Consider the following 26,602-nt stretch of genomic DNA (forward strand, 5'->3'; position numbering starts at 1 on the left):
AGGGAGCTGCGAATGATCGAGGAACTGCTGACCGGGCGCCGGGAACCGGGCGTGCACGCGTGGGCCGCCGACCGGCGTGAGGCGGCCCGCGGCGTCACCGAGGCCGAGCGCGCGGGCTGGCGGGTGTTCTGGCTCGACGGTGCCGGGGTGCGCGACAAGCGGACGCTGCTGGCGCGGTGCGCGGAGGAGTTCGCGCTGCCGTCGTACTTCGGGCACAACTGGGACGCGTTGCAGGACTCCCTGCGCGACCTGTCCTGGACGCCGGCGAACTGCGGATACCTCGTGGTGTACGACCACTGGGGCGAGCTGGCGGACGCCGATCCGGCCGCGCACCGTACCCTCGTGGACGTCTTCGAGACCGCCGTCGACCACTGGCGGCGCACCGCGACGCCGATGGCCGTGCTGCTGCTGTCGCCCGCCGATTGAGGCCGCGGGCCCCGCGCGCCGCGACGACTGTCAGAGGTTGTCGCGGAGCCAGGCGATGTCGGCGGCCTGCCCGTCGCCGGGCGTCTCGACGATGACCGGCGCGCCCGCCTCGCGTACGACCTTCAGGATCAGCTCGGGGTCGATCTGGCCGTCGCCGAGGTTCGCGTGCCGGTCGGCGCCGGAGCCGAAGGCGTCACGGCTGTCGTTGCAGTGCACCAGGTCGATCCGGCCGGTGATCGCGCGTACGCGGTCGACGATGTCCGTCAGGTCCTCGCCCGCCGCGTGCGCGTGGCAGGTGTCCAGGCAGAAGCCCACGTCGAAGCCGTCGAGCGCGTCCCACAGCCGCGCGATCCGCTCCAGCATGCGTGCCATGGCGTTGTCGCCGCCCGCGGTGTTCTCGATGAGCACCGGGATGGGGCACTCCATGCGTTCGAAGACCTTGCGCCAGTTGTCGAAGCCGGTCTGCGGATCGTCCTTCTTCAGTACGTGGCCGCCGTGCACGATCAGGCCCTTGGCGCCGATCTGGGCCGCGCCTTCGAGCTGCTGGGCGAGGATCTTGCGGCTCGGGATCCGGATGCGGTTGTTCGAGGTCGCCACGTTGACGACGTACGGGGCGTGGATGTAGACGTCCACCTCGGAGTCGCGGATCGCCTCGTGCCCCTCCGGGAGCACGGGGGCCTTCCACCCCTGCGGGTCGCCGAGGAAGAACTGCACGGCCTCCGCCTTCTTGGCCGCGGCCGAGGCGAGAGGGTCGGTCTGGTCCACGTGGGCTCCGATACGCACCATGGCGACGAGCCTACGCGCAACGGACCGCCCGGAGCCCCCTGCTCGCCGGGTGATGCTCCGGACGGTCGCTCAGATGTGGAACCCGCCGTGCCTGAGCCCGAGTCCGAGGCCCAGGAACGCCAGGCCGAGGCCGATCACGTTGATCCAGCGCTCGACCGTCGTGTCCGACACCAGCTGGGAGTACAGGCCGAACGCTATGGTCATGATGCCGACGCAGACCGCGGCGAAGTGCGTGGGACTGAGGGCGCCGCACACGAACGCGATCACCCCGCCGGCGATGGTGAGGTACGCGAGCGAGGCCTTGCGCCGGCACTCACCTGGATGCTCGCGTGCGTACTCCCGGTGATGCACCGGGCACTGGTGGGGGCTCTCAACGTCGGCGGCGCCCGGGTGGGCGGCCGTGGCCTCGTCCTTGACCGGCGGCGGTGGCGGCTCCCGGTGGTGTTGCGGCGGAGCGGGCTGCCGATGGTGATGCCTGGAGAGAACCTTCCGCATGGTTTCCATCCCCCGTGATTCGTCCGTTTTCGGGGTGATTCCCGCGGTGGCCTGGGCCCATGTCGGTGTGGGCGCGCCCGATTCTGTCGGACCCACCCGCTACGCTCGAACGTGGTTTCGAACGGAGGCCTGAGATGATGACCCGCGACCTGACGGCCGTCGACGACGTCGAGCTGATCGAGGAGCTGTCCCTGCTGACCACCCAGACCGCGCGAATGCGGTCACGGATGGCCGACATCATGTCCGAGCTCGATCGGCGCAGGGCGAGCTGAGTCCTCGCGTCACGGACGATTGAGCTGCTCGTTGTTGATAGCCTGTGTCGATCGCGCGGAGCCGATCCGCGGCGAGACGCAAGGCCCTCCTGTCACGGAGAGACCGTGACCGCACCAGTCCAAAGGAGGTTGGGACCCGCATGCGTCGTTACGAGCTCATGGTCATCCTCGACCCCAACACCGAAGAGCGCACTGTCGCTCCGTCGCTCGACCAGTTCCTCAACGTCGTGAAGACCGACGGCGGCAGCGTCGAGAAGGTCGACGTCTGGGGCCGCCGGCGCCTTTCGTACGACATCGACAAGAAGTCCGAGGGCGTCTACGCGGTGATCGACCTGACGGCCAACCCTGCCACGGTCAAAGAACTCGACCGGCAGCTGAACCTTCAGGACTCCATCCTGCGTACGAAGGTCATCCGGCCCGAGGCTCACTGAGTTTCCGGCCGCCCACGTAACCCGAATCTGTTAGCTGGAGAGCCGCATGGCAGCAGGCGACACCCAGATCACGATCGTCGGCAACCTCGTCGACGATCCGGAACTGCGCTTCACCCCCAACGGCCAGGCGGTCGCGCGCTTCCGCGTGGCCTCCACCCCACGCTTCCGCGACCAGCAGTCCGGTGAGTGGAAGGACGGCGAGAGCCTCTTCCTCACCTGCAACGTCTGGCGGCAGGCGGCCGAAAACGTCGCCGAGAGCCTCCAGCGTGGCATGCGCGTGATCGTGCAGGGCCGGCTCCGGCAGCGGTCGTACGAGACCCGCGAGGGTGAGAAGCGCACCGTGTACGAGGTCGAGGCCGACGAGGTCGGTCCGTCCCTGAAGAGCGCCACCGCGAAGGTCAACAAGACCCAGCGGCAGGGCGGCGGTGGCGGCGGCTTCGGTGGCGGCGGCGGTCAGGGCGGCGGCTTCGGCGGCGGAGGCGGCGGCGGTCAGGGCGGCGGCTTCGGCGGCGGCGGCCAGGGTGGCGGCGGCTTCGGCGGGGGCAACCAGCCCGCCGACGACCCGTGGGCCACCGGAGGCGGCGGCGGAGGATTCTCCGACGACCCGCCGTTCTAGCCCCTGCGACACCCCTCATCATCCAACCGACCATTCCCGCGCGAGCGGGGCTCTCCTAGGAGGAGCACCACGATGGCGAAACCGGCACCACGCAAGCCGAAGAAGAAGGTTTGCCTGTTCTGCCAGGAGAAACTCTCCTACGTCGACTACAAGGACACGGCGCTGCTGCGCAAGTTCATCTCCGACCGCGGCAAGATCCGCGCCCGCCGGGTGACGGGCAACTGCACCCAGCACCAGCGCGACGTCGCCACCGCGATCAAGAACGCCCGCGAGATGGCGCTGCTGCCGTACACCAGCACGGCTCGCTGAGAAAGGAGACACTGATCATGAAGCTCATTTTGACTCAGCAGGTCTCCGGGCTCGGCGCCCCGGGCGAGGTCGTCGAGGTCAAGGACGGCTACGGCCGTAACTACCTGATCCCGCGCGGCTTCGCCATGCAGTGGACTCGTGGCGCGGAGAAGCAGATCGCCTCGATCCGCAAGGCCCGCGCCGCCCGCGAGATCGCCAGCATCGAGCAGGCGGAGTCCATCCGCGGCGAGCTGGAGCGTCTCAAGGTCCGCCTGCGCACCCGCGCCGGCGAGAGCGGCCGCCTGTTCGGCGCCGTGACCCCGGCCGACATCGCGGGCGCGGTGAAGGCGTCGGGCGGCCCGGAGCTGGACAAGCGCCGCATCGAGGTCGCCAACCCCATCAAGACGGTCGGCGCCCACTCGGTCGCCGTCCGCCTGCACTCTGAGGTCAGCGCCACGATCAAGATCGAGGTCCTCGCCGGCTGACAGCCGACAGCACCTGATCGAAGGGCCGGGTCCCCGAACGGACCCGGCCCTTCGGCTGCCCACCGCCAAGCGAGGTCTGCGGCTCGCCGGTGAGTCTGCACGGCGGGTGCTCCGCTCGGCGGGTCCCGCCGGTCGCGGGCGGCGTTTCGGGCACGCGCCCGGCCTGTCCTGTTCGTGGCGGCGGGGGAAGCACTGCCGGTCGGTGCCTGTTCGGCGCGTGCGGCCGGTGACAGGCGAAGCTTCGTGCCTCCGGGAGCGTTTTCCACAATCTGTGGAAAACATCGTCGGGAGGGTGGTGTTGAGAGGTGTGGAACGGCGGGAGGCCACGGCGTGGTGTCCCCGCTGTCCGGAGCCGGAATCCATGTCGTAGCCCAGGCGGTGCCGCGGCCCCCCGTCTCGCCAGGGCACGTTCGCCGAGCCGGTCGCTCTCCGGAATATCAGCGGCGGACTCTCCTGGGGACCCCGTTTCCGCTCGGCCGGCGTGCTCGCCGACGACCTCCGCGTGCTCGCCGACTCATCGACGTGCGACGCCGCGCCGCCCTCGCGGCCTTTTCGCCTCACTGGGGCGTCAGCTGGGGTGGTGTACGCCTGCTTCTGCCCGCATATCCGCAGGTGAAGCCGCCCTTGACGAAACACTGTCTCGATCTACCGCAAGCGACAAACCGGAGAAGTGGCCTTCTCCTCCTGGCTGATGCCAGGGACATGGCATCACCGCCCTGAGCCGCTGAGGAGGGGGATGCGCGAGCGCTTCGGTGAGTTCGGCGGCCTTGGGACGTGGTCGCCGTGTGGTTCACACCCACCGTCGTTGAGGCTCATGTCGGCCGCCGGCCAGGGAGACGAGGAAGGCGGCCGAGGGGCGATGGTTCTGGGCCGGTGGCTCTTCGATCAGGGGACTGTGGATTGAGAGCGCAAGGGCTGTGGGTAACTCGGCCTTGGACTGTGGATAACTCCGCGATACCGCGTGTGGAGGGGGTCGCGACGCCCACCTCTCCGCCTCGCCGCAACGCCCCCACCGGCTCGGTGCGATGCGGGTGTTCGCAATCGCCTAGATGAGGTTTGGGTGAGGCCCTTTTCGGGTTTACCCGTCGTTCCACGTGAAACGCCCTCACCGGATGTGCTCGCATTTTGTGATCACGCGGTTACGCTTGCGGTCCAGTCGCGGACCGGGGGTGATCGCGATCGGTGCCGAGGGGATACTCCGCCGGCATCTGCTGCGTACGGCTATCGGAGTCGCCGCTGCGGATGTGATGCTTGCCGGGGGTTCTATGCAAGCAAATGCGGACGATATGCCGAAGGTCTATACGCGGAGGGACTGGGGTGCGGACGCACCGAGGCGGCCACCCCGTGTGCTCGACCGGCCGCCGGACCACATCATCGTCCATCACACCGCCTCTCCGAACGTGAGCGACACCTCGCGGGGGCACGCGTTCGCGCTGTCGCGGCAGATCCAGCGGTTTCACATGGGGACGCGGGGCTGGGACGACATCGGCGAACAACTGACGATCAGCCGGGGCGGCTACGTCATGGAGGGCCGGGCGGGCACTCTGCGGGCCATCGCGCGCAACGAACTCGTCGTCGGTGCGCAGTCGCTGCACCACAACCGGCACACGCTCGGCATCGAGAACGAAGGCACGTACATGAAGGACGAGGTGCCCGCGAAGCTGTGGAGGTCACTCGTCGAGACGTGCGCCTGGCTGTGTACGGCACACAACCTCGATCCCGCCACCGCGATCGTCGGCCACCGCGACTACAACGCCACCGACTGCCCCGGTGACGTGCTCTATCGCCGACTGCCACGCCTCCGCCGGGAGGTCGCCCGAAGGATCGGCTCCGACACCGGCCCGCCGGAGGACGACGACGACCTGGACGCGGAGGCCAGCAGGCGATCATTTCTCGCGCAGCACCGGCACCGAGGCAGAAGGCATCGGCGCTAGCCGCGCTGTGAAACTCGGTTGCGAGCCCTGAGCGGCTGACGCATGCTGGCGGCCATGCTGATCCGGGAAGCGATGCCGTACGACTGGCCCGCGATGTGGGCGTTCATGGAGGGCATCGTCCGGGCCGGTGAGACGTTCTCGTGGGATCGGGACACCACCGAAGCCTTGGCCAGGCAGATGTGGTTCCCCGCGCCTCCGGGCCGTACCTTCGTCGCCGTTGACCCGGACGGCACCGTCCTGGGTACGGCCAACAGCGTCCGCAACCACCGTGGCGGCGCCGCGCATATCTCCAGCGCGAGCTTCATGGTCGATCCGCGTCACTCCGGCCGGGGCGTCGGCCGGGCGCTCGGCGAGCATGTCCTGGAGCAGGCGCGCAAGGACGGCTTTCGAGCGATGCAGTTCAACGCCGTCGTGGAGACCAACACCCGGGCGGTGGCGCTGTGGAGGTCACTGGGCTTCGAGGTGATGACCACCCTCCCGGCGGGCTTTCACCATCCGGTGCACGGCTACGTCGGACTCCACATCATGTACCGGCGGCTCTGAGCCACCCGTGCCCGGCGTGACGTCCGGACCCCGGCGGGTGAGGAGCAGCATGGACCGCGAGCCATCACGCGACGACGGCGGCCTGACCGTACGACCGCTCACCGGTACGGACCTCGCATGGGTACGGCGGCTGTTCACCCGGCGATGGGGAGGGACCATCTCGGTGAGCCGCGGCGTCGCCCACGACACGACCGCGCTTCCCGGATTCGTCGCCCACCTTCACGGCGAACCGGCGGGCGTGGCCACCTACCGGGTCGCCGACCGGGAGTGCGAGCTCGTCACTCTCGACTCCGTGCGGGAAGGGACGGGCGCGGGCACCGCTCTCGTTGACGCCGTGGTCGAGGCGGCCCGCGCCGCCGGCGTGATACGGCTCTGGCTGATCACCACGAACGACAACACGCGGGCGTTGCGGTTCTACCAGCGGTACGGCTTCGACCTCGTCGGCGTGCACCGTAACGCCGTCGCCGGATCCCGGGCGCTCAAGCCGTCGATCCCCGAGATCGGTCTCGACGGCATCCCGATCCGCCACGAGCTCGAACTCGAACTCCCACTGCCGCCGTCCACTACTGACTGAAGCGGGCCAGAAGCAGCGCCAGCCTGCGGTCATGAGCCTCGCGGGGCAGCCTGCCGCCGCGCATGAGGGTCACCAGGCCGTGCAGGGCCGCCCAGAAGGTCTCGGTCAGCAGGCCGAGATCGTCGTCGCCCGCGTACGGACGGACGGCCTCCGCCAACTCGTTGAAGGCCGCGTGCAGGGCGGCCGGGGCCCCGGGCGTCGCGAACGGCAGATCGACGGCCTGATTGAACATCACGTCGTACAGTGCCGGATGCTGGTCGGCGAACGCGCTGTAGGCCCTGCTCACCTCGGCGATGGCACGGCTCGCGTCCGGCGCCGAGGTCCGGGCCGCACGCAGATCGGCGGCCAGGTCGGCGCAGCCCTCCACCGCGACGGCCGCCATGATCGCGTCTTTGCCCTTGAAGTGGCTGTAGAGCACCGGCTGGCTGTATTCGATGCGCTCGGCCAGCCGCCGGGTCGTCACCGCCTCCCAGCCCTCGGCCTCGGCCAGCTCCCGGGCCGCCGCGATGATCATCCGCTCCCGCTCCGCACGTTCGCGCTGTCGGCGCGTCTGGATCGACATGCGTCAACCCTAGCAGCGCTAGCGTTCGTGTCGGCGCTCTGCTAGCGTCACACTCGTTCCTAGCGTTGCTAGATTCGGAGAAGAAGATGCTCACCCCCCTTGCCTACGGCCTCGCGATCGTCCTCAACCTGTTCTGCGTGTTCATCGGAGCCCGCTTCCTGCTCGTCCCCCGCGCCGCGGCCGCCGGCTACGGCGTCCCGGCGAAGAAGGAGGGCGACCCCGCCTACCTCACGATCAAGGGGCTGCGTGACGGCAGCTACGGCCTGCTCGGCCTGGCCCTGCTGGCCTTCGCCGGCGCCCACGCCGAGGCATGGTTCATGCTGATCGTCGCCCTGAACCCCCTGGGTGACACCGTGGTCGTGCTGCGCAACGGCGGCACCAAGGCGGTCGCGTTCGGCATCCACTTCGCCACCGCCGTAATCGTCCTCGTCAACGCCGCCCTGCTCTTCACCGTCTGACCGCCGGAACGACGAAAGTCCCCGTGGTGGTGACGAGAGCGAGTGCGGCCAGGAAATCGTCGAAGGCCTGGTCGGCTCGCGACGCGTCGCCCGTGGCCTCGAGGTCCATGATGAGACCGCGGACGACCGCGAGCACGAGGGTGCCGAGTTCGGGACGGCCGATGCTCCGCATGCCGTCCTCGAGCGGTCGCAGCCAGTCGGTGGTGGCCTCGCGGCGAAAGCCCGGCCACAGCTGTTGCTCGGCGTCCTCCCGGAGCCTGCCGAACATGGTGAGGTACGGGCGGCCGGCCGGGCCGGTCATGACCCGCCAAGCCCGTCGCAGAGTGCTCGGATAGGGCTCGTCGGGTCGTGGGGACACCAGTTCGCCGAAGAAGTCGCGCTGGCGTTGCCGCGCCCGTCCCAGGGTTTCCCGCAGCAGCGCGTCCCGGGTGCCGAAGTGGTAGATCAGCATGCGGGTCGAGGTGCCGGACGCCGCCGCCAACGGCTCGAGGCGGTCGGGCAGCCCGTGCGCGAGCGCGTAGTCGACGCAGGCGTCGAGAATCCGGTCGCGGATCTCGGGCTGCTTGTGGCGTCCCATCGCCACACTTTTTCACGTAACTGGCGGTACGTCTACCGTTGGTCCCAGTGGTCGCGACACCGGGATCAAGGAGAAGAGATGCGTGTTGTTTTCGTGCACGGGGCGTGTGTTCGGGACGGATCGTGGTGGTGGCACCTGGCCGCCGCGGCTCTGCGGGAGCGCGGCATCGACAGCGTCGCCCCGGCGCTGCCGAGCTGCGGCGAGGGCGACCGGCCGGCCGGACCGCGGGGTCCCGGGCTGCCCGAGGACGTCGCCGCGGTGCGCGCTGTCCTGACCGAGGCGGACGAGCCGATCGTGGTCGTGGCGCACAGCTACGGCGGCATCGTCGCCGCCGAGGCGGCGGTGGGCGTCGGGGCGGTGCGTCACCTGGTGCTGGTGTCGAGCTACCTGCCCGAGCCCGGCGAGTCGCTGTCGACGTTCGGCGCCGACGCTCCGCCGCCGTTCCTGGACTTCGACCCCGACGGCGGCACGTTCGGCGCACGGCCCGAGGTGTTCGCCGAGACGTTCGTCCAGGACTGCCCGCCGGACATCGCCCGCGACGCGGCGGCCCTTCTGGTCCGGCAGACGCTGGCCGTGACCCAGCAGCCCGTACGGGGGGCGGCGTGGCACGACCTGCCCACGACGTACGTGGTGTGCACCGAGGACCGGGGCACCCCGGCGGCGGCGCAACGCGAGTTCTCCCGCCGCGCGGACAAGGTCATCGAGGTGAAGGCCGGCCACCACCCGTTCCTGTCGCAGCCGCAGACCGTCGCCGACATCATCGCGGGCCTGTCGTGACCGGGACGGCGGACCTGGTGCGGCGGCTCCATGCCGCTTCAACGTCCGGCATGTCGAGCGCCTGCTCACCCCCGTGGCCGACGGCGTCGACCGTTTGACTCCTACCATGCGACCCGCGCTGACATGCTGCCCCGAAGCGCGGCGCTGATCATTTCTGTGCAGGACCCCGTACGCCGGGACACGCCTCAAGGGCGGTGCCCGGCGCACGCCGTACGCCGACGGCCCCCGTCATGCTCGTCGCCGTACGCATGTCAGGTCAGGACTCGACGGTGGTGTAGCGGGCGCGTCGCCGGGCGACCTCGGGGTCGAGGCCTTCGACGAGAGCCCAGATGCCCGCGACCCGCTCGGCCCAGGCGTCGGGCGGGAGACCGCCGAGGCCCTCGGCCGCGAGGTCGTCGATCGCCCGGGTGAGGCTGGCCAGCCGCTCGCCATGAGTAGAACACATGTTCGAAGTCTAGCGTGGTTCACCGACATTCGAGTGGCTTTATGAGACCGGTGAAGCGACCTTCAGCCTCGGGTGGAGCCGACCGGCCGTCCAGTGACCCCATGGCCAGGACCAGCTTGCCCTCCGGCACCGACAGATCGGCCGTGACCTCCGGACACGCGGCGAACCGCCGGGTGTCCGGAGTCCGGCCCGGGACCGGTCCCGCCCGTCACCTGGCCGGAGCCGCCGGCTCGCCGAACCACCGCCGTACGGCCTCACCGAGCCCGGCGAGGTCGGAACCCGCCCAGGCGACATGGCCGTCGGGCCGTACCAGGAGGGCGTCCGGAAGCTCCCCGGCCTCGCCGTCGTCCGAGGACGCGACGCCGGTGACGACCTCGACCCGATCCGCCCACGGCCGTACCGCGTCGCGGACGTCCGCGTGGTCGGACAGGTCGAGCAACAGCGCCCCCGCCCGTCGCGACAGGTCGGCGACCCGCGTGTCCCCGGCGGCGGTCTTCAGCGTCAGATCGGGGCAGTACAGGCCGGTGAGCGGATGGTCGCCGGTGCCCCCGTACCGTACGTCCAGCTCGCCCATCAGGTCCGTGAGCAGGCGGTTCGCCTCCGGGGTCTCCGCCAGCATGGTGAAGATGTCCCGCAGCGCGTCCACACGCGGCCCCGGTCGCAGCAGCGCCACCTGCGCCCGCGTGTTGTGCAGGACCCGCTCGGCGACCGGGTGGCGTTCGGCGGAGTAGGTGTCCAGCAGGTCCGCCGGGGCCCAGCCCCGTACGGTGGCGGCGAGCTTCCAGCCGAGGTTGATCGCGTCCCCGAGGCCGAGGTGCAGGCCCTGGCCGCCGAAGGGCGGATGGACGTGCGCGGCGTCGCCCGCCAGCAGCACCCGGCCCCGCCGGTACGTCGAGGCCTGCCGCGTGTTGTCGGTGAATCTCGTCACCGAGTGCACCGCCGTGACCGTCACCGACGTCTCCGACACGCGCCGTACCGCGGCCTCCAGCTCCTCGCGGGTGATCGGGGCGTTCCGGTCGGCCGGCGGCCCGTCGAACTCCGCGACGAGGACCCGCTGCGGGTGCGGTCCGTGGACCATGAGGCCGCGCGGCATCCGGTGCCAGCCCATGGGCGCGAACTCCGGGTCGTCGAAGTCGGCCATCGCCTGGTACGCGGTCATGATGCCGTCGAGGCCCGGGAAGTCGAAGCCGGCGGTCTTGCGCACCACGCTGCGTCCTCCGTCGCAGCCCACGAGCCACCGCGCCCGCAGCTCGTGCGGGCCGTCCGGTCCCGAGACGGACACCGTGACGCCGGCGTCGTCCTGGTCGATCGCCTCGACCGCATGCCCGCGCCGGATCTCCGCGCCCGTCGAGCGCGCCCGGCCCTCCAGCCCCTCCTCGATGCGCTGTTGTGGCGCGAGGACGAACGCGCTCGACGTGGACGATCCGCCGCGCAGGATCCACAGGCCCGCGAAGTGGCCGCGCGGCATCGCGCCGTCCTGGGCGGTCTTCGCCTGCAGGCTGCCCGCGCCGGGCTTGCGACCCTTCATGAGGTCGGCGATCGAGGGCAGGTCGCCGAGCAGGTCGACGACGCCCCGGCGGGTGAGGATGTCGGCTCCCCGGCCGCTCACCGCGCCCGCCTTGAGGGTCGGATCGATCGCCTCGCGGCGTTCGAGCACGACCGTACGGACTCCGTACGCGCGCAGCTCGCAGGCGAGGAAGAGCCCGATGGGGCCGGCCCCCGAAATGATCACGTCGTACATCAGTGCCCCCTTAACGCCGTTAAGTCCTTAACGGTGTTAAGGATCCCTGAACGGTGTTAAGTTGTCAATCGAGGGAGGTGACGATGGCGCTCGACCGCGAAAAGGTGCTGGACACGGCCTTGCGACTCATCGACGAGGTTGGGCTGGACGGCTTCTCACTGCGCCGGCTGGCCAAGGAGCTCGGCGTCCAGGCGCCGGCTCTCTACTGGCACTTCTCCAGCAAGAAGGACCTGCTCGACCACCTCGTCAGCGTCACCAACGAACGCGCCGAGGCGGGCACGGCCGGCCGTCCCGCGCCCGGCGAGACCTGGGACGACTGGCTCGCCGAAGGCATGCGCGCACGGCGGCGCGCGATGCTGGCCCACCGCGACGGGGCGCGCCTCGCGTCCGGCAACCGGCCCACGCCCGACAGCTTCCCGCGCATCGAGCGCACGCTCGGCGTGCTGGTCGAGGCCGGGTTCACCCCCGAAGACGCGATACGCGCCGTCCTCGTCCTCGGCCACTACGTGAGCGGGTTCGTCCTCGACGAGCAGGGCGACGCCGAGCGTGCGGACGACGAACCGCCCGCGCTCGATCCTGAGGAGTTCCCCCTCCTCGCCTCCGGAGGCAGGATCGCCCTCGACCGCGACACGCTGTTCGAGTACGGCCTGCAGCGCCTGCTCGACGGGATGCGCGCCCAGGTCAGCGACGCACGGCGCCCATGACGAGCCACGCGTCGTCGCGTGCGCGCAGGCCGAGCGTGACCAGCCGTGCGGCCATCCACACCGCGATCGCCAGCCACAGCGCCACGAGCCCGCCGCCGTAGGCGTGCACGAGCCAGGCGGCGGGCAGGAACGCCACGGTCTGGATCAGCCCCGCGACCGCCAGGTAGCCCTGGTCGCCCGCGCCGATCAGCACGCCGTCCAGCACGAACACCACGCCCGCGATCGGTTCCAGCAGCGCCACCACCACGAGCGCGGCGAGCAACTGGGACCGTACGGACGGGTCGGAGGTGAACAGGGTCGGCAGCCAGGGGCGGAAGGCCAGCACGAGCAGGGCGAACAGCACACCCGCGGCGACGCCCCACTGGACCATCCGCCGGGTCGCCGCGCGGGCTCCGGCGGCGTCCGAGGCGCCCAGGTACCGGCCGGTGATCGCCTGGCCGGCGATCGCGATGGCGTCGAGCGCGAAGGCCAGCAGGTTCCAGACGTTCGAGGCGATCTGGTGGGCGGCGATCTCGACGTCGCCCATCCGCGCGGCGACCGCCGTGCCGAGGATGAGCACGACCCGCAGGCTCAGCGTGCGGATCATCAGGTTGAACCCGGCGCTCGCCGATGCGCGTACGCCCCGCGCGTCCGGCCGGAGCGGCGCGCCGTGCCGCCGGGCGCCGCGCGCGACCGCTCCGGCGTACAGGATCGCCCCGCCCGTCTGCGCCAGCACCGTCGCCCAGGCCGACCCCGCGATACCCCAGCCGAGCACGAGCACGAAGACCGCGCCGAGCGCCGCGTTGACCGCGAACATGCCCACGGACACATAAAGCGGCGTGCGGGTGTCCTGCATGCCGCGCAGTACGCCGGTGCCGGCCAGCACGATCAGCATCCCGGGCGCCCCCCACAGGCTGATGTGCAGGTACGTCACGGCCTGCGGCGCGACCGCGGCCGACGCTCCGAACGCGTCGACGACGACCGGTGCCAGCGGCCAGCCGACCGCGATGACGACGGCGCCGATGAACGCGGCGAGCCAGACGCCGTCGACACCCTGGCGGATCGCCTCGCGCAGGTTCCCGGCACCGATCTGCCGCGCGACCGACGCCGTCGTCCCGTACGCGAGGAAGACGCACACGCTCACGAACGTGGACAGGATCTGGCCGGCCACGCCGAGCGCCCCGAGCGGAACGGTGCCGAGATGCCCGACGATCGCCGAGTCGGTGAGCAGGAACAGCGGCTCGGCCACCAGCGCGCCGAACGCGGGCAGCGCGAGCCGCAGGATCTCCGCGTCGTGCGGGTGCCGGAATGCCACGATTCGCCACCGTAACCCACAAAGCGCTGTTGTCGCTTACCGGGTGCTGTGGGCAGGCTGTGGATGACGCGGCTTGACGGTTTCTTCAACTCACAGCCGGTGGACGACGTTTCCCCAGCTCACACCGGTTGTCCTCAAGGGTGGGGCGGAAATCCACAGGTTGTCCACAGGTGCTGTGCACAGCCGCCTCGGCGTGTATGCACAGGCCGTCCACAGGTCCCTCCACAACCGCCTTTGCGTAAGCACGGGACAGCACCCAAACTGTCGGAGCGGTGAGATAGATGTGAACACGGGGGCGACAGGGGGGTGTGGATGTGAGTGTCACCGAGATGTCGTCACACGAGAGCGAGTTCGAGCGCACGCCGCCTCACGACATGGCGGCCGAGCAGTGCGTGCTCGGCAGCATGCTGCTGTCCCAGACCGCCGTCGCCGAGGTCATCGAGCTGGTCCAGACCCGTGACTTCTACCGTCCCGCCCACCAGACCATCTACGACCGCATCCTCGACCTGTACGGCCGCGGCGACCCGGTCGACGCGATCACCATCAAGGACGAGCTGCTCAAGCGCGGCGAGCTGAGCCGCATCGGCGACGCGCCCTACCTCCACACCCTCGTCGCGTCGGTGCCCACGGCGGCCAACGCCGGCTACTACGCCAAGATCGTCCAGGAGAAGGCCGTCCTGCGGCGGCTGGTCGAGGTCGGCACGCGCATCGCGCAGCTCGGCTACAGCACCGACGGCGCCGACGCCGACGACCTGCTCGACCGCGCGCAGGCCGAGGTGTACGCCATCGCCGACAAGCGCTCCGGCGAGGACTACGCGCCGCTGAGCGACATCATGCCGGGCGCCCTGGACGAGATCGAGGCCATCGGCAGCCGCGGCGGCCAGATGGTCGGCGTCCCGACGGGCTTCACCGACCTCGACGCACTGACCAACGGCCTCCACCCCGGCCAAATGGTCATCATCGCCGCCCGCCCGGCCATCGGGAAATCGACCCTGGCACTGGACCTCGCGCGGGCTGCGGCGATCAAGCACCAATTGGCGACTGTGGTCTTCTCGCTCGAAATGGGACGCAACGAGATCACCATGCGTCTGTTGTCCGCCGAGGCCAGGGTCGCGCTGCACGCGATGCGTTCGGGCTCGATGAACGACGAGGACTGGACCCGCCTGGCGCGCCGCATGAGCGAGGTCGCCGAGGCGCCGCTGTTCATCGACGACTCGCCGAACATGTCGATGATGGAGATCCGCGCCAAGTGCCGGCGCCTCAAACAGCAGCACGACCTGCGCCTGGTCATCATCGACTACCTGCAACTCATGCAGTCGGGCAAGCGCGTCGAAAGCCGCCAGGTCGAGGTGTCGGAGTTCTCCCGGTCACTGAAGCTCCTCGCGAAGGAGCTGGAAGTACCGGTCATCGCGCTGTCCCAGCTCAACCGAGGTCCTGAGCAGAGAACGGACAAGAAGCCGATGGTGTCCGATCTGCGTGAATCGGGATCGATTGAACAAGATGCCGACGTCGTGATCCTGCTTCACCGCGAGGACGCGTACGAGAAGGAGTCACCGCGCGCCGGTGAGGCCGACCTGATCGTGGCCAAGCACCGTAACGGCCCGACCGCGACCGTCACCGTCGCCTTCCAGGGGCACTACAGCCGCTTCGTGGACATGGCCCACTGACCGTCCACTCGGACGCAGGGTCCGCGTTTCGTGAGCACCGGCGGCCGATCACGAGCACTGTCCGAGCAAATCCGGTGATCATGAGCAATTCTGCGACGACGGGCGGGCACGTGGTCTAGGAGGGCCGTCTGGAGCCGGCCCGGTTGCTGCCGGCCGATTTCGATCCGGCGGTTCGGGCGATCTTCGCTCAGCTCGCACGAGAACCGAGTTCCCGCTCGTTGTCGAGATCGCCGCTACGCCGGCGCGCCGTGCCGCCGCCACATGGTGCGGAGGGTGTCGACCTTGTCGTCGAAGTCCGGATCGTTGGCGAGCCACAATCCGGAGTAGGGGGCGTGCAGGCGGCGTACGCCCCCCGCGCGCAGCTTCAAGGCCACGCGTTCGGTGTTTCGCTTGCGTATCGTCTGGATCTCGGCGATGTCCGCCCAGGGGACGAGGCTCCGCGGCCGGCGGTGGTTCACCCTGATCCCGGAACGGTCGGCCGCCGTGCGGGCGACCCACAAGGGGGCGGTGAGCAGGGTTGCCACCGACACGACGAGCAGAACGCCGAGGTCGATCGCGGCGTCGCCCGTCAGTATGCCGCGCGCCGCCGCCAAACCCGCGACCCCGGCCCACATGACGATGACCAGAGGAATTGCCCACAGTTGCTGGCCGCGGAGCTGTCGCCGCGTCGCCCCGAAGGTCACCAAGCCGGCGCTCTGCCCTGTCTTCATCGCCCCGTCCCGCTCTCCACGAAATCGCGACAAAAGGCCATTGCGCCAAAATATGGGAAACGTGCGGCGCGAGGCGGCGGTTGCCGGAAGCGAATAGGGGGACGACTCACCGCCAATGCGCGACGATCGGACAGTGCACACGAATGCCGGCCCGGACGGTCCGTACTTGTCCGACAGCCGCGAGTGGGAGCTCCCTTCCAGCATGCGGGCGACCGGAGACGGACTGCGCACGGCCGACCTGGGCAGCCGGCTGCTGCTCGGCTGGACGCTCGGTGAGCCGCTGCGACCGCCCGCCCTGCGCAGAGCGGCCCGGGCGTACGTGACGCTGGCGGTCGTCGCCGCGGCGGTGAGTCTGGCGGGCAGCGCCGCGGCCGTTCCGGCGGAGCTGATGGCCGACGCCGGGTACGTGTTCCGGGCCGTGGCCTTCGGCGCGATCCCGGTGGCGGCCGTACTGGGGTGGACGGGGGCCTGGGTGGCGCGGGTGGCCCGGCGCGTCGACCCCGCGACGCCGACGGCCCGTGCCCTCGGCCGGCAGGTGGTCCGACCGGGCGCCGTCGACCTGGGCGAGGCGGGCGTCCGGTTTCCCCGGGCCCTGCCGATGTCGCTGCTGGGCTCGACGGCCGGGGCGTTCTTCCTGTCGGTCGCGCTCGGCACCCTCCGCTTCGACCACAATGACGCGGTCACCGAGGGACTGCTGGTCTGGTGTGGTCTGTCGGCCGTCCCGCTGATCGCCGGGGTCGTCTGGTGGCCGCTGCTGCGCGCGGCGATGTCCGGCGGCCTCGCTCCTCGTACGGTCGCCAGGGTCGGCTGGATCTACGTCATGACCGGCGTACTGAGCGCGCTGGTCAGCGGCGGGGCCGTGTTCGCGGCGGGTGCAGGAGCCGCCAACCTCGGGCCCGCCCTGTTCGGAGTCGTCCTCGTGGGAGCGTTGCTCGTGTGGCGGGGGCGCGTATGGCTGACGTTCGCCCGCTCCCTCGGCGACGCCTGATCTCACCCCTCCTGCGAGATCAGTGCGGCATGCCCCGCCGGCAACGGCCGTCTTGAGGGGCATGGTGGTGGCTTTCTGATGAGGGCGGGGGCGTGTCATCGAGTGACGTCGTCCACTGCGGCGAAGGAGTCGAGTTCGTGGCGGAACGGCAGGCCCTCACAGTCTCCCGGGACCGTGACGGCATAGGCGCCGGCGCGTGTCGCGGTGGTGAGGCGCGTTTCGGCGTCGCTGCCGGCGAGTCGTTCGACGAGGTAGCCCGCCACGAACGCGTCGCCGGCGCCCACCGGGTCCACCGTCTCCACCGGGACCGCGGCTCGCACGTACTCGTGGTCGTCGTGACGGCGGCGCAGCCTCGCGGGCCGTCCTTGACGATCGCCTCCTGCGCGCCGAGCGCGGCCAGGGCACGGGCGAGCGCCAACGGCTCCTGATCCTGTACGGAGTCGTCTTCGGTTCCGAGGACGAGCGCGGTCTCGTCGGGACCGGCGAAGACGATATCGGCCTGCGCGACCAGCTCGCGAAGCACCGGAACCGCTTCCTGGGCAGGCCAGAGCTTGCTGCGGTAGTTGACGTCCACGGAAACGGTCGCGCCGGCCGCCCGCGCGGTGCGTACGGCCCACAACGTCGTCGCCCGCGCCGTATCGCTCAGCGCCGGCGTGATACCGGTGACGTGGAGGACCGCCGCCTGACGGATCAGGTCCTCGCCCACGTCGTCCTGTGTCAGGCGCGCACCGGCGCTCCCGGACCGGTGGTAGTCGACCCGGATGCCGGCGTTCGTCCTGCGAGAGCAGACCATGAGCCCGGTGAAGCCGTCGTCGCGCGTGATCCGGCCGCGCACCCCCTCCGTACGCAGGCGCCGCTCGATGAGGTCTCCCACGCTGTCGCGACCCAGACGGCCCGCCCACGTCACGTCCGCGCCAAGCCGAGCCGCGGCGACGGCGACATTGCTCTCGGCTCCCCCGACCGAGAGCGTGAAGGTCTGGGAGGAGTCCAGAAGGCCGATCTGGTCGGCGGTGATACGTCCCATCGCCTCGCCGAAGGTGACGAGCCCCCCGCGCCGTACTCCCGCCGCGGTCACTGGTCCGCCGGGAAGAAGTCCGGGTGCTGTCGCGCCCATTCGACGTACTCGTCGCCCTGGTCCTTGGCTCACCCGTCCCTCGTACCCGCCGAGGTAACCGGTGAGAACGTCGTCGAGTGCGTGCAGGTCGACTGCGGTGACGAGGGCGTCGGGCTCGGCGGTGAGCAGTTCCTTGATCAGGACGCTCATGACGAAGCCCCGGGGCCGGTGACGAGGTAGTGCATGGTCAGTGGGCCCGGTCCTTGGCTGGGAAGTGGTGCCCCGTGGATGTGACCGGGCGGCATGGGCGCCTCACCGGCCGTGTCCGCCGGGACAGACGTCGCAGGCGCGCTCCTGACCCTGGCATTCTTGCCTCGGAGGAGCACAGTGACCGAATCAAGCACCGGCCGGACCAGGCCAGGACTGCGCGAGCGCAAGAAGGCCAGGACCCGCGCCACGATCCGGGCCTGCGCCATGCGCCTGTTCCGCGAGCAGGGCTACGACGCCACCACCATCGAGCAGATCATCGAGGCCGCCGAAGTCTCCGAGACGACCTTTTTCCGCTACTTCCCCACCAAGGAAGACGTGGTCCTGCAGGACGACTACGACCCGATGCTCATCGAGGCCTTCCAGGCGCAGCCGCCCGAGCTGCCTCTGGTCGCCGCCCTGCGTGCGGCGTTCGCCTCGGCCTTCGCCGGCATGAGCGCGGAGCAGCGGGCCGAGCAGAACGAACGGATCGCGCTCGTCTTCGCCGTCCCCAAGCTGCGCGCCGCCATGCTCGACCAGGTCTCCCAGGCCATGCAGCTCGTCGCCCGCGCCATGGCCGAACGCGCCGGCCGCCGGCCCGACGACTTCACCGTCCGTACGGTCGCCGGCGCCATCGTCGGTGCCGCCATGGCGGTCTCCGCCGCCGTCGCCGACGACCCGCACGCCGACCTCGCCGCGCTCATCGACCAGGCCATCGCCCACCTCGAACCCGGCCTCACCCTGTAAGGCCCCGGGGACCCACAGGTGTCTGATCAGGACTGGTCGCGCGTCTTCGACCGCAGTTACGCGGAGCATTCGCGGTCCACCAGGCAGCGGGTCTGGCGTGAGGTGTACGGGCCGGAGTACGCGGAGCACGCCGAGCCGTACAGTTATGTCTCCCGTTCGGAGCTGGAGATGTTCGCGGAATACCTGCGGGTAGGCCCGTCGGACACGTTGGCCGATCTGGGCTGTGGGCGCGGGGGCCCGGGACTCATCGTCGCCGCCCGCACTGGCGCCCGCCTGATCGGCCTGGACCTCTCCGAGGTGGCCATCGCGGACGCCCGGCGCGCGGCGGAACGCTTCCGCCTCAGCTCGCCAGCCGAGTTCCGCCGAAGCGACATCGCGGCGACCGGCCTGCCGGACGGCTGCGTCGAAGCCGCGATGAGCGTGGACGCACTGACCTTCGCCCCCGACAAGCAGCAGGCACTCAGGGAAATCGCCCGGATCCTCACCCCGGGCGGTCGGCTGGTCTTCACCAGCTGGGACTACCGCCGCACCCCCGACAACCGGCCGCCCCAGGTCGCCGATCACCGCCCGCTCCTCGACCGTGCCGGCTTCGACGTGCTCGCCTACCAGGAGACCACCGACTGGAGAAACCGCTGGCAGGCCACCAGCGAGGGCATGATCGCGCACCGGGCCGAGCTCGTCGCCGAGCTTGGTGAAGAACGCGCCGAGGCCACGGTCCAGAGCCTGCGGCGCCAACTGGACGACCAACTCCCGCTGGCGACCCGCCGCGTACTGGCGGTCGCCGAACGACGCCGGACCAACCGCATGCCGCGAGGATAAGCCTGGTCGCGCGGTCACTTCACGGTCTCGTGGTCAGTTCCCCGCCCGGAGGCCGCCGTGTCGGAATGAAACGGCCGACTGTTTCACCCGATGAGCCGCGTGGCGATCGTGGTCAGGTCGGGGCCCGAGATCGTCGGAGCCGCGTCGGCCGACAGCGGAGTCGCACCGTCGCGAGCGACGAAGGCCGTCTTCAGGCCCGCGTGGCGGGCGCCGGCGATGTCCCAGCCGTGCGCCGCGATGAGCACCGCGTCCGACGGTGCCACGCCCTCGGCCTCCAGTACGAACCGGTACGGCTCGGGGGCGGGCTTCAGCCGGCCGGCCTGGTCCGCGGAGTACGCCGCGTCGATCAGGTCGCGCAGACCGGAGTTGCGCAGCTGGTCCTCGGCGAAGTCGCCGGTCGAGTTGGTCAGTGTCACCACCCGGTGCCCGGCGTCACGCAGCCGTCGCAGTGTCTCCGCGACGTCGGGATGGGCCGGCAGCCGGCGCATCCGCAGGCCCAGCTCCCGCTGGTCCTCCGCGGTGACGCTCCGGCCGTACCGCTCGGCGATCGGTGGCAGGCACGCCGTCACGATCTCGCCGAGCGGACGGTAGGCGCCCGCCGCGGTCAGTGCCAGCGCGTTGTGGATCACCAGGTCGAACCACTCGCGCCGGGCGTCCGGGTGGCCGACGACCGACCCGAACAGGTCGTCGAGCCCCGCCAGGTCCAGCAGAGTCTCGTTCACGTCGAACACGCACAGCATGACAGGCCTCCCAAGAGGTACGATAAGTCTCGTACCAGGAGAAGGTACGGCAAGTGTCGTACCTTGTCGAGGAGAATGAAGACATGGCCTTCCCCGTACCGCCGATCGACGAGGTCGACCTCGGTCAGGTGTTCCGCGCGCTCGCCGATCCGCTGCGCCGGGCCGTGGTCGCCGAGCTGGTGGCCGACGACGCCGACGCCGAGCGCGCCTGTGCCTCGTTCGCCATGCCGGTGGCCAAGTCGACCAAGACGCACCACTGGCGGGCGCTCCGCGAGGCCGGGCTCATCGTGCAACGAGACGCCGGTAACGGCACGTTCGTGCGGCTTCGTCGCGCGGAGTTCGAGCGGCGTTTCCCCGGGCTGCTCGGCACCGTGGCACGACTCAGCCCGGCGGGGCGCGTTCCGCACGGATGACGCACCACGCCGCGCGCCGGTGCCCGGACGAGCTCACCAGAGGTCAGGCCGGTGCGTCACCATCCATAGCCCCAGCTGTGCCAGCTGCTGTACCAACCTTCGTCCCAGCCGCCGCCCCAGTGGTCGCCGCCCCAGCCCCAGCAGTCGTCCCAGCAGCCCTGGGCGGCCGTGCCGTGATGCGGTGTGACGCTCGCCGCCTGAACGGCGGGCTTGGCCTGCTGTGCGCCGGCGGGAGCCGCGGCGCCGACGGCGAACGCGGTCATGCCCACCACGGCGGCGCCGCCGACGGCCGTCGCCGCGCGTGTCCGGAATTTCATGGAGACCCCCCGGTCCTTCCACGGCGCGCCCCGGTCGGCGTGACCGACCCCGGAGCGCGGACCCTGCTCGTGAAAGCCACCCGATCGTTCTCAGGCTACGCCGGACTACGGTGACGGCACGGTTCCCCAGGTGGACATCTGGTCGTACGCCGACGGGTGACACACAGGGCGGGCCGACGTCGGAGGAAGCCCTCGTCACAGCGGAATTCCCGGTGTCCGGGCGACGAGGCCCGTTGTTAGGCTCCGGACGAGCTATCCGGACAAAGAGGGGGATACCGGTGTCGGAGATCGCGGTCGTGGAGGTGCCCCAGTGGCAAGGGTCGGGCGCGGCGACCGCACGGCGGCTGCGTGACGGCGCCCGGCTGCTCGCCGATCTCGTGCCGGCGGCCGAGCACCTGCACGTGGACGTCCCGGCCGAGCCCGGTGACGTGCTGGCGGACAACGCCGCAAAGGTGCGGGCCGCGCTCGACCGTACCCGGGGACGCCTGACGGTCACGGTCGGCGGCGACTGCGGCGTCGAGCTGGCGCCGGTCGCCGCGGCCGTACGGCGGCACGGCGAGCGGCTGGCGGTGGTCTGGTTCGACGCGCACGGGGACCTCAACACGCCGGAGTCCTCACCGTCCGGCGCCTTCCACGGCATGGTGCTCCGTACCCTCCTCGGCGAGGGCCCGTCCGCGCTGGTCCCCGACCGGCCGTTGCGACGTGACCAGGTCGTGCTCGCGGGCGTACGGGCACTGGATCCGGCCGAGCGCGCGTACGCCGAGGGGCTGCCCGTCGTGACCGACGCCGCGTCCCTGCTGGAGGCGGTCGGCGACGCGGACGCGGTGTACGTCCACATCGACCTGGACGTCCTCGACCCCGGCGTGTTCGCCTCGGTGGGCACGCCCGAGGCGGGCGGGCTGACACCCGGCCAGGTCATCGGCATGGTCACCGCCCTCGCCGACCGTTTCGAGATCGCCGGACTCGGCATCACCGAGTACGAGCCCGCCCGGCCACAGGACCAGGAGACGCTCGCCGGTCTGGTCGGCCCGGTGGTGGAGGCGTGCGCGGCCTCGGTCGTACGAGAGATCGAGCGGCGGGCGTTCGCCGCCTGGCCCGCGGGCACGGTGGTGGAGGAGGGCGGCTGGCTGCTGCGGCACACCCCGGGCGTCGGACGGCGGCGCTCGAACTCGGCGATGCCGGTCGCGGAGCCGTCCATCGACCACCTCGAGGCGTTCTACCGGGCCCGCGACCTGCCCGCGATGGTGCAGCTCGGCCCCGGACACCGGGACCTGGACGCGGCACTGGCCCAGCGCGGTTACCGCAGGGACGCGCCCACGTCCGTCATGACCGCCGTGACGTCGCAGGTCGTGGACGCCTCCGGCACCGCCTCACCGGCCGTCGAGGTGGCCGAGGCGCCCGACGCGTGGCTGAAGATCTTCGCCGAGCTGAACGCGCGCGCCGACAGCGTGCGGGTCGCGGAGAAGGTGATCTCCCGCATCGCGGCGCCCGCGGCCTTCCTGAGCGTGAGCCACGACGGGCGACCGGCGGGGATGGGCCTGTTCGCGGCCGACTCGGGCTGGGCGGGGGTCTTCGCCATGGCGACCCGGCCCGATCTGCGCGGCCAGGGCATCGCGACCGCCGTCCTCGGCGCCGGGGCGCGGTGGGCCGCCCGCCAGGGGGCGACCCGGCTGTACCTCCAGGTCGAGGACGACAACGACACCGCGCAGCGGCTCTACACCCGTGCCGGTTTCACCCGGTCACACGGGTACCACTACCGGATCGCTCAGACCCGGTCGGGGGAGCCGGCCTCGATCCAGCGGTAGACCTCGCGTACGCCGTCGGCCAGGCTGGTGCGGGCGCTCCAGCCGAGGTCGGCGCGGACACGTTCGGCGTCGAGGGCGCTGCGCAGCACCTCGCCGGGACGGGCCGGCAGGAACTCAGGGTCGAGGGTCCGTCCGGCCGCCTGCCCGACGACGTCGATGAGCTCCAGCACACTGGTCTCGCGCCCGGTGCCGATGTTCCAGACGCCGGGGGTCTCGGTACGGGCGGCGGCCAGGAACGCCTCGGCGACGTCACCGACGTAGACGTAGTCGCGCGTCTGCCGCCCGTCGCCGAAGACGGTCGGCCGCTCGCCGCGCAGTGCCTTGCCGCAGAAGATGCCGACGACCCCGGCCTCACCGGTGGGGTCCTGACGCGGGCCGTAGACGTTGGCGAGCCGCAGCGCCGCGTGCGCGGTGCCGTGGAGGCGGTTGTAGAGGGCGAGGTACTGCTCGGCGCAGTACTTCGCGGTGCCGTACGGCGCCTCCGGAGCCGGCTGCTCGTCCTCCGTGGTGGGGATGGACGCGCCGCCGCCGTAGATCGCGCCGCCCGTGCTGGCGAACAGCACCCGCGCTCCGACGGCCCGCGCGGCCTCCAGCACGTTCACCGTGCCGACGACGTTGACCGCCGCGTCGGCCGCGGGCGCGTCGACCGACACCCGTACGTCGATCTGGGCGGCGAGATGGCAGATCACCTGCGGCTTGGCCTGCTCGACCGCCTCAGCCAGCGCGTCGGCGTCGGTGACCGCGGCGTTGAAGAGCGTGACCGAGGGGTCGACGCGCCCCGGTCGCCCACGGGAGAGGTCGTCGAGCACGGCGACCTCGTCTCCGCCGGCGACGAGAGCGTCCGCCACATGAGAGCCGATGAACCCGGCACCGCCGGTCACAAGAGTCCGCATGTAGAGAAAGCCTAAGCGGTTCCGGACCGGCGATGCCGCGGGCTCGGCACTACTGGGCGGGAACCTTGTCCAGGAAGCCGTGGACGTTCTGGATCCGGCCGTCGGCGGCGAGCACCGCCACGTCGAAGCCGATGACGACGGCCTCCCCGTCCTTGGGGCCCAGCTCCCAGGTGAACCGGGCCACGTCGTGGTGCGCGTCCACGGACGGACCGAGGCGGAAGACGAAGTCGGGAAACTGCTCCTGGACGGCGCCGATGACGGCGTCGATCCCGTTGTGCCCGGTGACGTCGGCGAGCGGATCGACGTACCGGCCGTCGGCGGCGAAGATCGCCTCGACCTGTGCGCGCCGCGCGGCGGGGTCCTTCTCGTTCCAGACGTCGATGTAGCGGTTGACCAGCTCGTTCATGGCATTTCCTCCTGTTCGGAACACCCATGACGATGCCAGCGCCCCGGCGGAAGATCGATTACGTGGGAGGTAAGCAAGTCGGGTCGAGCGAAGTCGATCCTGTGGTGCCTCGTGAATCGAGGCTCAGCCGACGTGGCGGGGGAACCCACGTCATCGGGTGCGCGTCTGACCTGATCATGGTGGACTTCGCACCGGACGGCGAGGAGCAACTCGTCAACGGACGGTACCGGCTGATCGAGACCATCGGCCGGGGCGGCATGGGCGCCGTGTGGCGCGGCCACGACGAGATGCTCGACCGCGAGGTCGCCGTCAAGAAGGTCCTGTTCGACCCCGGTCTGAACGATGAGGAACGCGCGGAGCTCACGGCGCTGGCGTTTCAGGAGGCGCGTGCGACCGCGCGGCTCAACCACCCCGGCATCGTCACGATCCACGACGTCATCGACGACGATGACGCTCCCGTCATCGTCATGGAGCTCATCGACGGCCGTTCACTCGCCGACATCCTTAAGGAGGAGGTACGGCTGCCATACCGGCGCGTGGCCGAGATCGGCGCTGCGGTGCTCGACGCACTGCGGGAGGCCCATGCCGCCGGAATAGTCCACCGCGATCTGAAGCCCGCCAACGTCCTCATCACCGATCGGCGGGTGGTCATCACCGACTTCGGCGTCGCACAGCGGGTCGGCGAACGCGCCGACGACGCCGAGGATGTCCTCGGCACTCCGGCGTTCATGGCCCCCGAGCAGGTCGAGAACGCCGCCGCCAGCCCCGCCGCCGACCTGTGGTCGCTCGGTGCGACGCTGTTCAACGCCGTGACGGGCAGGCCGCCGTTCCAGGGCCCGGATTACGCCACCGTCCTGCTGACCCTGCTCACTCAAGAGGCACCGCCCCCGGTGAACGCCGGGCCGCTCGGCCCGCTCATCACCGCCCTACTGCGCAAGGACCCCGACCGCCGCCCCACCGCTGAGGAGGCCGCGGAACGATTCGACGCGATCCTGCAGCAGGACGAGGACGACGCGTCGGCCGCGACACCCGCGATCGCACCACCGGACACCGGCGACGCGACCGCCGCGCCACCGACGGCCGGCGGCACGACCACCTCGGGCGGCGCCGCAGGCGATCAGAACGGAGGTTCGGCGTCGGTGCCGGCCGTCCGTCCGTCGGCCCCCAAGCCGAAGGCGGGTTCCGGAGCCGTTCCGAGCCGCCCGCACTACACGCGCTCCAGCGCCTCCCCTCGGCCCCACCGCGTGTCCGCTCCGGCCCCTGCCTATCCGCGGCTGGGACGGGCGGCCGGCGGAACGATCATCGTCGTCATCTGCATCGCCGTGTTGTACGCCTGCGTGCATGGCACTGGCAACGTCTCTCCGACAGGCATCGCTCCGAGCCCGTCCGACCCCTTCGGCGGCCTGCCCGGGATTCCGCCTGACACGCCGAGCAGCCCTCCGGACGACTCGCCGAGCCCCGCCGACGACGGTTTTCAGGTGACCGCCCTCAGCTCGGACGGAAGGCGTGTCGCGTTCGGCGGCGACTCCGGAGTGATCAAGGTGTACGACACCGCCTCCCACAAACTCCAGCACTCTTTCGACGCGTCCCCTGACTCCATACAGGACACCGACGCGCTGGCGCTCGCCCCGGACGGTCGGACCCTCGCCGTCGCCGCCGACGGGCCGCCCACCATCTGGGACACCGCCGGGCACAGGAAGCGGAGGCTTTCCGGTTTCGAGGATACGGTCGGGGCGCTGCGGTTCGGTTCCGACGGCAGGACCGTCACCGCTCTCGGAACGGGCGGCGCCATCGGCCACTGGAACCTTCGCACCGGTAAGTACGCATCCGCCACCATTCCGCTCCACGGAGACGCTCTCTGCATCGGGATGTCGCTGAGCGCGGACGGCCGCTACGCCGCCTGCGGCCACTACAGCGGGTCGGACTCCGATGACGACAACGGTGGGATCCTCGTATGGGACACCGCGAAGGACCGGCAGGTCGCCGCCTTGCCCGACGCCGAGCCGGAGCCCATGTCGATCAGCCCGGACGGCAGGACGCTCGTGCACACCGACGAGGGGGGCAGCGTCCTCCATCTGTGGAACCTCGCCGCGAATCGGGACGCCGGCCTGCTCGGCGCCACCGCGTACGCCGACGCGCTGGCCTTCAGCCCCGACGGCAAGAAACTCGCCGTCCCCGCCGACGACCCGGAGACTCAGCAGCCGATCATTGAAATCCGGGACCTGGCCACCGACCGGTCGATCGCGTCGCTCCAGGACGTTGAGGACCAGCCGCACGCCATCGTGTTCAGTGCGGATGGCCGCATGCTGGCCGCTGCGGATGACCAAGGAGGCGAACTGTGGAACGTACGGTCGCACAAGCGAATCGCGTCCTGGAACCCGTGACCCTC

Annotated in this window: 31 protein-coding genes and 1 pseudogene; 19 read left to right on the plus strand and 13 right to left on the minus strand. The window is 70.7% G+C overall.

Features of this window, described 5'->3' with window-relative positions; genetic code table 11:
* Positions 1–12 precede the first annotated feature (12 nt).
* Positions 13–426, plus strand: a complete 414-nt coding sequence (locus ABEA10_RS39900; protein ID WP_345473069.1) for a barstar family protein — start codon at positions 13–15, stop codon at positions 424–426.
* A 30-nt stretch (positions 427–456) separates the two neighbouring features.
* Here the strand turns inward: ABEA10_RS39900 and ABEA10_RS39905 are convergent, their stop codons facing one another.
* Together ABEA10_RS39905 and ABEA10_RS39910 are read right to left on the minus strand one after the other, a co-directional pair.
* A complete protein-coding gene (locus tag ABEA10_RS39905; protein ID WP_345473071.1) occupies positions 457–1,212 on the minus strand; it encodes a deoxyribonuclease IV in 756 nt (251 codons plus the stop codon).
* A gap of 69 nt (positions 1,213–1,281) precedes the next feature.
* Positions 1,282–1,707 carry a hypothetical protein gene (locus ABEA10_RS39910; RefSeq protein WP_345473073.1) on the minus strand — a complete coding sequence of 142 codons (426 nt, stop codon included), beginning with the start codon at positions 1,705–1,707 and terminating at the stop codon, positions 1,282–1,284.
* Positions 1,708–1,841: 134 nt separating this feature from the next.
* On the opposite strand from ABEA10_RS39910, the gene ABEA10_RS39915 reads away from it, so the two are divergent.
* From ABEA10_RS39915 to ABEA10_RS39950, 8 genes are all read left to right on the plus strand, one after another.
* Entirely contained in the window at positions 1,842–1,979 is a 138-nt protein-coding gene (locus ABEA10_RS39915) for a hypothetical protein (protein ID WP_285577270.1), read from the plus strand.
* 140 nt (positions 1,980–2,119) lie between these two features.
* Positions 2,120–2,410, plus strand: a complete 291-nt coding sequence (gene rpsF / locus ABEA10_RS39920) for a 30S ribosomal protein S6 (RefSeq protein ID WP_329248690.1) — start codon at positions 2,120–2,122, stop codon at positions 2,408–2,410.
* A 46-nt stretch (positions 2,411–2,456) separates the two neighbouring features.
* On the plus strand, positions 2,457–3,026 hold the full coding sequence (locus ABEA10_RS39925; protein WP_345473078.1) for a single-stranded DNA-binding protein: 570 nt from the start codon (positions 2,457–2,459) through the stop codon (positions 3,024–3,026).
* Positions 3,027–3,098: 72 nt separating this feature from the next.
* Positions 3,099–3,335 (plus strand): 30S ribosomal protein S18, encoded by a 237-nt coding sequence (gene rpsR / locus ABEA10_RS39930; RefSeq protein ID WP_252781265.1) that lies wholly within the window; start codon positions 3,099–3,101, stop codon positions 3,333–3,335.
* Between the two features lie 17 nt (positions 3,336–3,352).
* A complete protein-coding gene (rplI, locus tag ABEA10_RS39935) occupies positions 3,353–3,799 on the plus strand; it encodes a 50S ribosomal protein L9 (RefSeq protein WP_329248684.1) in 447 nt (148 codons plus the stop codon).
* 1,286 nt (positions 3,800–5,085) lie between these two features.
* Complete coding sequence (locus ABEA10_RS39940) at positions 5,086–5,733, plus strand: peptidoglycan recognition protein family protein (RefSeq protein WP_345473079.1); 648 nt, start codon at positions 5,086–5,088, stop codon at positions 5,731–5,733.
* A gap of 54 nt (positions 5,734–5,787) precedes the next feature.
* Positions 5,788–6,276 (plus strand): GNAT family N-acetyltransferase, encoded by a 489-nt coding sequence (locus ABEA10_RS39945; protein ID WP_345473080.1) that lies wholly within the window; start codon positions 5,788–5,790, stop codon positions 6,274–6,276.
* 49 nt (positions 6,277–6,325) lie between these two features.
* Positions 6,326–6,850 carry a GNAT family N-acetyltransferase gene (locus ABEA10_RS39950; protein ID WP_345473082.1) on the plus strand — a complete coding sequence of 175 codons (525 nt, stop codon included), beginning with the start codon at positions 6,326–6,328 and terminating at the stop codon, positions 6,848–6,850.
* On the opposite strand, the gene ABEA10_RS39955 is transcribed toward ABEA10_RS39950, so the two are convergent.
* Positions 6,840–7,412, minus strand: coding sequence for a TetR/AcrR family transcriptional regulator (locus ABEA10_RS39955; protein ID WP_345473084.1), 573 nt, complete (start codon positions 7,410–7,412; stop codon positions 6,840–6,842). The genes ABEA10_RS39950 and ABEA10_RS39955 overlap by 11 nt on opposite strands.
* An 86-nt stretch (positions 7,413–7,498) precedes the next feature.
* Between ABEA10_RS39955 and ABEA10_RS39960 the strand changes: the two genes are divergently transcribed.
* Complete coding sequence (locus ABEA10_RS39960; protein ID WP_345473086.1) at positions 7,499–7,870, plus strand: DUF4267 domain-containing protein; 372 nt, start codon at positions 7,499–7,501, stop codon at positions 7,868–7,870.
* Here ABEA10_RS39960 and ABEA10_RS39965 read toward each other — a convergent pair.
* Positions 7,860–8,447, minus strand: coding sequence for a TetR/AcrR family transcriptional regulator (locus tag ABEA10_RS39965; RefSeq protein WP_345473088.1), 588 nt, complete (start codon positions 8,445–8,447; stop codon positions 7,860–7,862). The genes ABEA10_RS39960 and ABEA10_RS39965 overlap by 11 nt on opposite strands.
* Positions 8,448–8,525: 78 nt before the next feature.
* On the opposite strand from ABEA10_RS39965, the gene ABEA10_RS39970 reads away from it, so the two are divergent.
* On the plus strand, positions 8,526–9,224 hold the full coding sequence (locus ABEA10_RS39970) for an alpha/beta hydrolase (RefSeq protein WP_345473090.1): 699 nt from the start codon (positions 8,526–8,528) through the stop codon (positions 9,222–9,224).
* A gap of 256 nt (positions 9,225–9,480) precedes the next feature.
* Here ABEA10_RS39970 and ABEA10_RS39975 read toward each other — a convergent pair whose 3' ends face one another.
* Complete coding sequence (locus tag ABEA10_RS39975) at positions 9,481–9,669, minus strand: hypothetical protein (protein WP_329248659.1); 189 nt, start codon at positions 9,667–9,669, stop codon at positions 9,481–9,483.
* 208 nt (positions 9,670–9,877) lie between these two features.
* Positions 9,878–11,410, minus strand: a complete 1,533-nt coding sequence (locus tag ABEA10_RS39980; RefSeq protein WP_345473095.1) for an FAD-dependent monooxygenase — start codon at positions 11,408–11,410, stop codon at positions 9,878–9,880.
* Positions 11,411–11,493: 83 nt separating this feature from the next.
* Here ABEA10_RS39980 and ABEA10_RS39985 point away from each other — a divergent pair, with 83 nt between their 5' ends.
* On the plus strand, positions 11,494–12,114 hold the full coding sequence (locus ABEA10_RS39985) for a TetR/AcrR family transcriptional regulator C-terminal domain-containing protein (protein WP_345473097.1): 621 nt from the start codon (positions 11,494–11,496) through the stop codon (positions 12,112–12,114).
* Here the strand turns inward: ABEA10_RS39985 and ABEA10_RS39990 are convergent.
* Positions 12,092–13,408, minus strand: coding sequence for an MATE family efflux transporter (locus ABEA10_RS39990; RefSeq protein WP_345473099.1), 1,317 nt, complete (start codon positions 13,406–13,408; stop codon positions 12,092–12,094). The two genes, ABEA10_RS39985 and ABEA10_RS39990, sit on opposite strands and share 23 nt — an antisense overlap.
* Positions 13,409–13,737: 329 nt before the next feature.
* Here ABEA10_RS39990 and dnaB point away from each other — a divergent pair, with 329 nt between their 5' ends.
* Positions 13,738–15,075, plus strand: coding sequence for a replicative DNA helicase (dnaB, locus tag ABEA10_RS39995; protein ID WP_329262073.1), 1,338 nt, complete (start codon positions 13,738–13,740; stop codon positions 15,073–15,075).
* A 233-nt stretch (positions 15,076–15,308) separates the two neighbouring features.
* Here dnaB and ABEA10_RS40000 read toward each other — a convergent pair whose 3' ends face one another.
* The gene (locus ABEA10_RS40000) at positions 15,309–15,989 is read right to left on the minus strand and encodes a hypothetical protein (RefSeq protein ID WP_345473101.1); all 681 of its coding nucleotides are present in this window, start codon (positions 15,987–15,989) and stop codon (positions 15,309–15,311) included.
* Here ABEA10_RS40000 and ABEA10_RS40005 point away from each other — a divergent pair.
* Positions 15,988–16,773, plus strand: a complete 786-nt coding sequence (locus ABEA10_RS40005; RefSeq protein WP_345473103.1) for a hypothetical protein — start codon at positions 15,988–15,990, stop codon at positions 16,771–16,773. The genes ABEA10_RS40000 and ABEA10_RS40005 overlap by 2 nt on opposite strands.
* 95 nt (positions 16,774–16,868) lie before the next feature.
* Here ABEA10_RS40005 and ABEA10_RS40015 read toward each other — a convergent pair.
* Positions 16,869–18,037, minus strand: a pseudogene (locus tag ABEA10_RS40015) (sugar kinase).
* 177 nt (positions 18,038–18,214) lie between these two features.
* Between ABEA10_RS40015 and ABEA10_RS40020 the strand changes: the two are divergent.
* A complete protein-coding gene (locus ABEA10_RS40020) occupies positions 18,215–18,820 on the plus strand; it encodes an acyl-CoA-like ligand-binding transcription factor (protein ID WP_345473105.1) in 606 nt (201 codons plus the stop codon).
* 18 nt (positions 18,821–18,838) lie between these two features.
* Entirely contained in the window at positions 18,839–19,639 is an 801-nt protein-coding gene (locus tag ABEA10_RS40025; RefSeq protein ID WP_345473107.1) for a class I SAM-dependent methyltransferase, read from the plus strand.
* Between the two features lie 83 nt (positions 19,640–19,722).
* On the opposite strand, the gene ABEA10_RS40030 is transcribed toward ABEA10_RS40025, so the two are convergent.
* Positions 19,723–20,379, minus strand: coding sequence for a haloacid dehalogenase type II (locus ABEA10_RS40030; RefSeq protein WP_345473109.1), 657 nt, complete (start codon positions 20,377–20,379; stop codon positions 19,723–19,725).
* A gap of 83 nt (positions 20,380–20,462) precedes the next feature.
* Between ABEA10_RS40030 and ABEA10_RS40035 the strand changes: the two genes are divergently transcribed.
* Positions 20,463–20,792, plus strand: a complete 330-nt coding sequence (locus ABEA10_RS40035) for an ArsR/SmtB family transcription factor (protein ID WP_345473111.1) — start codon at positions 20,463–20,465, stop codon at positions 20,790–20,792.
* A 56-nt stretch (positions 20,793–20,848) separates the two neighbouring features.
* On the opposite strand, the gene ABEA10_RS40040 is transcribed toward ABEA10_RS40035, so the two are convergent.
* Entirely contained in the window at positions 20,849–21,109 is a 261-nt protein-coding gene (locus ABEA10_RS40040) for a hypothetical protein (protein ID WP_345473113.1), read from the minus strand.
* A gap of 278 nt (positions 21,110–21,387) precedes the next feature.
* Between ABEA10_RS40040 and ABEA10_RS40045 the strand changes: the two genes are divergently transcribed.
* A complete protein-coding gene (locus tag ABEA10_RS40045; protein ID WP_345473115.1) occupies positions 21,388–22,914 on the plus strand; it encodes a GNAT family N-acetyltransferase in 1,527 nt (508 codons plus the stop codon).
* Here ABEA10_RS40045 and ABEA10_RS40050 read toward each other — a convergent pair.
* A complete protein-coding gene (locus ABEA10_RS40050) occupies positions 22,875–23,807 on the minus strand; it encodes an NAD-dependent epimerase/dehydratase family protein (protein WP_345473117.1) in 933 nt (310 codons plus the stop codon). The genes ABEA10_RS40045 and ABEA10_RS40050 overlap by 40 nt on opposite strands.
* A 49-nt stretch (positions 23,808–23,856) precedes the next feature.
* Entirely contained in the window at positions 23,857–24,213 is a 357-nt protein-coding gene (locus tag ABEA10_RS40055) for a nuclear transport factor 2 family protein (RefSeq protein WP_345473119.1), read from the minus strand.
* A 176-nt stretch (positions 24,214–24,389) separates the two neighbouring features.
* Between ABEA10_RS40055 and ABEA10_RS40060 the strand changes: the two genes are divergently transcribed.
* Positions 24,390–26,597 carry a WD40 repeat domain-containing serine/threonine protein kinase gene (locus ABEA10_RS40060; RefSeq protein ID WP_345473121.1) on the plus strand — a complete coding sequence of 736 codons (2,208 nt, stop codon included), beginning with the start codon at positions 24,390–24,392 and terminating at the stop codon, positions 26,595–26,597.
* Positions 26,598–26,602: the final 5 nt, after the last annotated feature.

It is taken from the genome of Actinoallomurus oryzae, from assembly GCF_039541955.1.
In the GTDB taxonomy this organism is placed as follows: domain Bacteria; phylum Actinomycetota; class Actinomycetes; order Streptosporangiales; family Streptosporangiaceae; genus Actinoallomurus; species Actinoallomurus oryzae.

Coding starts and splice junctions, on each gene's coding strand:
- dnaB (WP_329262073.1), top strand. CDS start 13,738: ATGTCGTCACACGAGAGCGAGTTCGAGCGCACGCCGCCTCACGACATG.
- ABEA10_RS40040 (WP_345473113.1), bottom strand. CDS start 21,109: ATGAAATTCCGGACACGCGCGGCGACGGCCGTCGGCGGCGCCGCCGTG.
- ABEA10_RS39950 (WP_345473082.1), top strand. CDS start 6,326: ATGGACCGCGAGCCATCACGCGACGACGGCGGCCTGACCGTACGACCG.
- ABEA10_RS40050 (WP_345473117.1), bottom strand. CDS start 23,807: ATGCGGACTCTTGTGACCGGCGGTGCCGGGTTCATCGGCTCTCATGTG.
- ABEA10_RS39925 (WP_345473078.1), top strand. CDS start 2,457: ATGGCAGCAGGCGACACCCAGATCACGATCGTCGGCAACCTCGTCGAC.
- ABEA10_RS39975 (WP_329248659.1), bottom strand. CDS start 9,669: ATGTGTTCTACTCATGGCGAGCGGCTGGCCAGCCTCACCCGGGCGATC.
- ABEA10_RS39910 (WP_345473073.1), bottom strand. CDS start 1,707: ATGCGGAAGGTTCTCTCCAGGCATCACCATCGGCAGCCCGCTCCGCCG.
- ABEA10_RS39960 (WP_345473086.1), top strand. CDS start 7,499: ATGCTCACCCCCCTTGCCTACGGCCTCGCGATCGTCCTCAACCTGTTC.
- ABEA10_RS39915 (WP_285577270.1), top strand. CDS start 1,842: ATGATGACCCGCGACCTGACGGCCGTCGACGACGTCGAGCTGATCGAG.
- ABEA10_RS40055 (WP_345473119.1), bottom strand. CDS start 24,213: ATGAACGAGCTGGTCAACCGCTACATCGACGTCTGGAACGAGAAGGAC.
- rplI (WP_329248684.1), top strand. CDS start 3,353: ATGAAGCTCATTTTGACTCAGCAGGTCTCCGGGCTCGGCGCCCCGGGC.
- ABEA10_RS39985 (WP_345473097.1), top strand. CDS start 11,494: ATGGCGCTCGACCGCGAAAAGGTGCTGGACACGGCCTTGCGACTCATC.
- ABEA10_RS40030 (WP_345473109.1), bottom strand. CDS start 20,379: ATGCTGTGCGTGTTCGACGTGAACGAGACTCTGCTGGACCTGGCGGGG.
- rpsR (WP_252781265.1), top strand. CDS start 3,099: ATGGCGAAACCGGCACCACGCAAGCCGAAGAAGAAGGTTTGCCTGTTC.
- ABEA10_RS40000 (WP_345473101.1), bottom strand. CDS start 15,989: ATGCTGGAAGGGAGCTCCCACTCGCGGCTGTCGGACAAGTACGGACCG.
- ABEA10_RS39945 (WP_345473080.1), top strand. CDS start 5,788: ATGCTGATCCGGGAAGCGATGCCGTACGACTGGCCCGCGATGTGGGCG.
- ABEA10_RS40005 (WP_345473103.1), top strand. CDS start 15,988: ATGCGGGCGACCGGAGACGGACTGCGCACGGCCGACCTGGGCAGCCGG.
- ABEA10_RS39955 (WP_345473084.1), bottom strand. CDS start 7,412: ATGTCGATCCAGACGCGCCGACAGCGCGAACGTGCGGAGCGGGAGCGG.
- ABEA10_RS40060 (WP_345473121.1), top strand. CDS start 24,390: ATGGTGGACTTCGCACCGGACGGCGAGGAGCAACTCGTCAACGGACGG.
- ABEA10_RS39900 (WP_345473069.1), top strand. CDS start 13: ATGATCGAGGAACTGCTGACCGGGCGCCGGGAACCGGGCGTGCACGCG.
- rpsF (WP_329248690.1), top strand. CDS start 2,120: ATGCGTCGTTACGAGCTCATGGTCATCCTCGACCCCAACACCGAAGAG.
- ABEA10_RS40035 (WP_345473111.1), top strand. CDS start 20,463: ATGGCCTTCCCCGTACCGCCGATCGACGAGGTCGACCTCGGTCAGGTG.
- ABEA10_RS39965 (WP_345473088.1), bottom strand. CDS start 8,447: ATGGGACGCCACAAGCAGCCCGAGATCCGCGACCGGATTCTCGACGCC.
- ABEA10_RS39905 (WP_345473071.1), bottom strand. CDS start 1,212: ATGGTGCGTATCGGAGCCCACGTGGACCAGACCGACCCTCTCGCCTCG.
- ABEA10_RS39940 (WP_345473079.1), top strand. CDS start 5,086: ATGCCGAAGGTCTATACGCGGAGGGACTGGGGTGCGGACGCACCGAGG.
- ABEA10_RS39970 (WP_345473090.1), top strand. CDS start 8,526: ATGCGTGTTGTTTTCGTGCACGGGGCGTGTGTTCGGGACGGATCGTGG.
- ABEA10_RS39980 (WP_345473095.1), bottom strand. CDS start 11,410: ATGTACGACGTGATCATTTCGGGGGCCGGCCCCATCGGGCTCTTCCTC.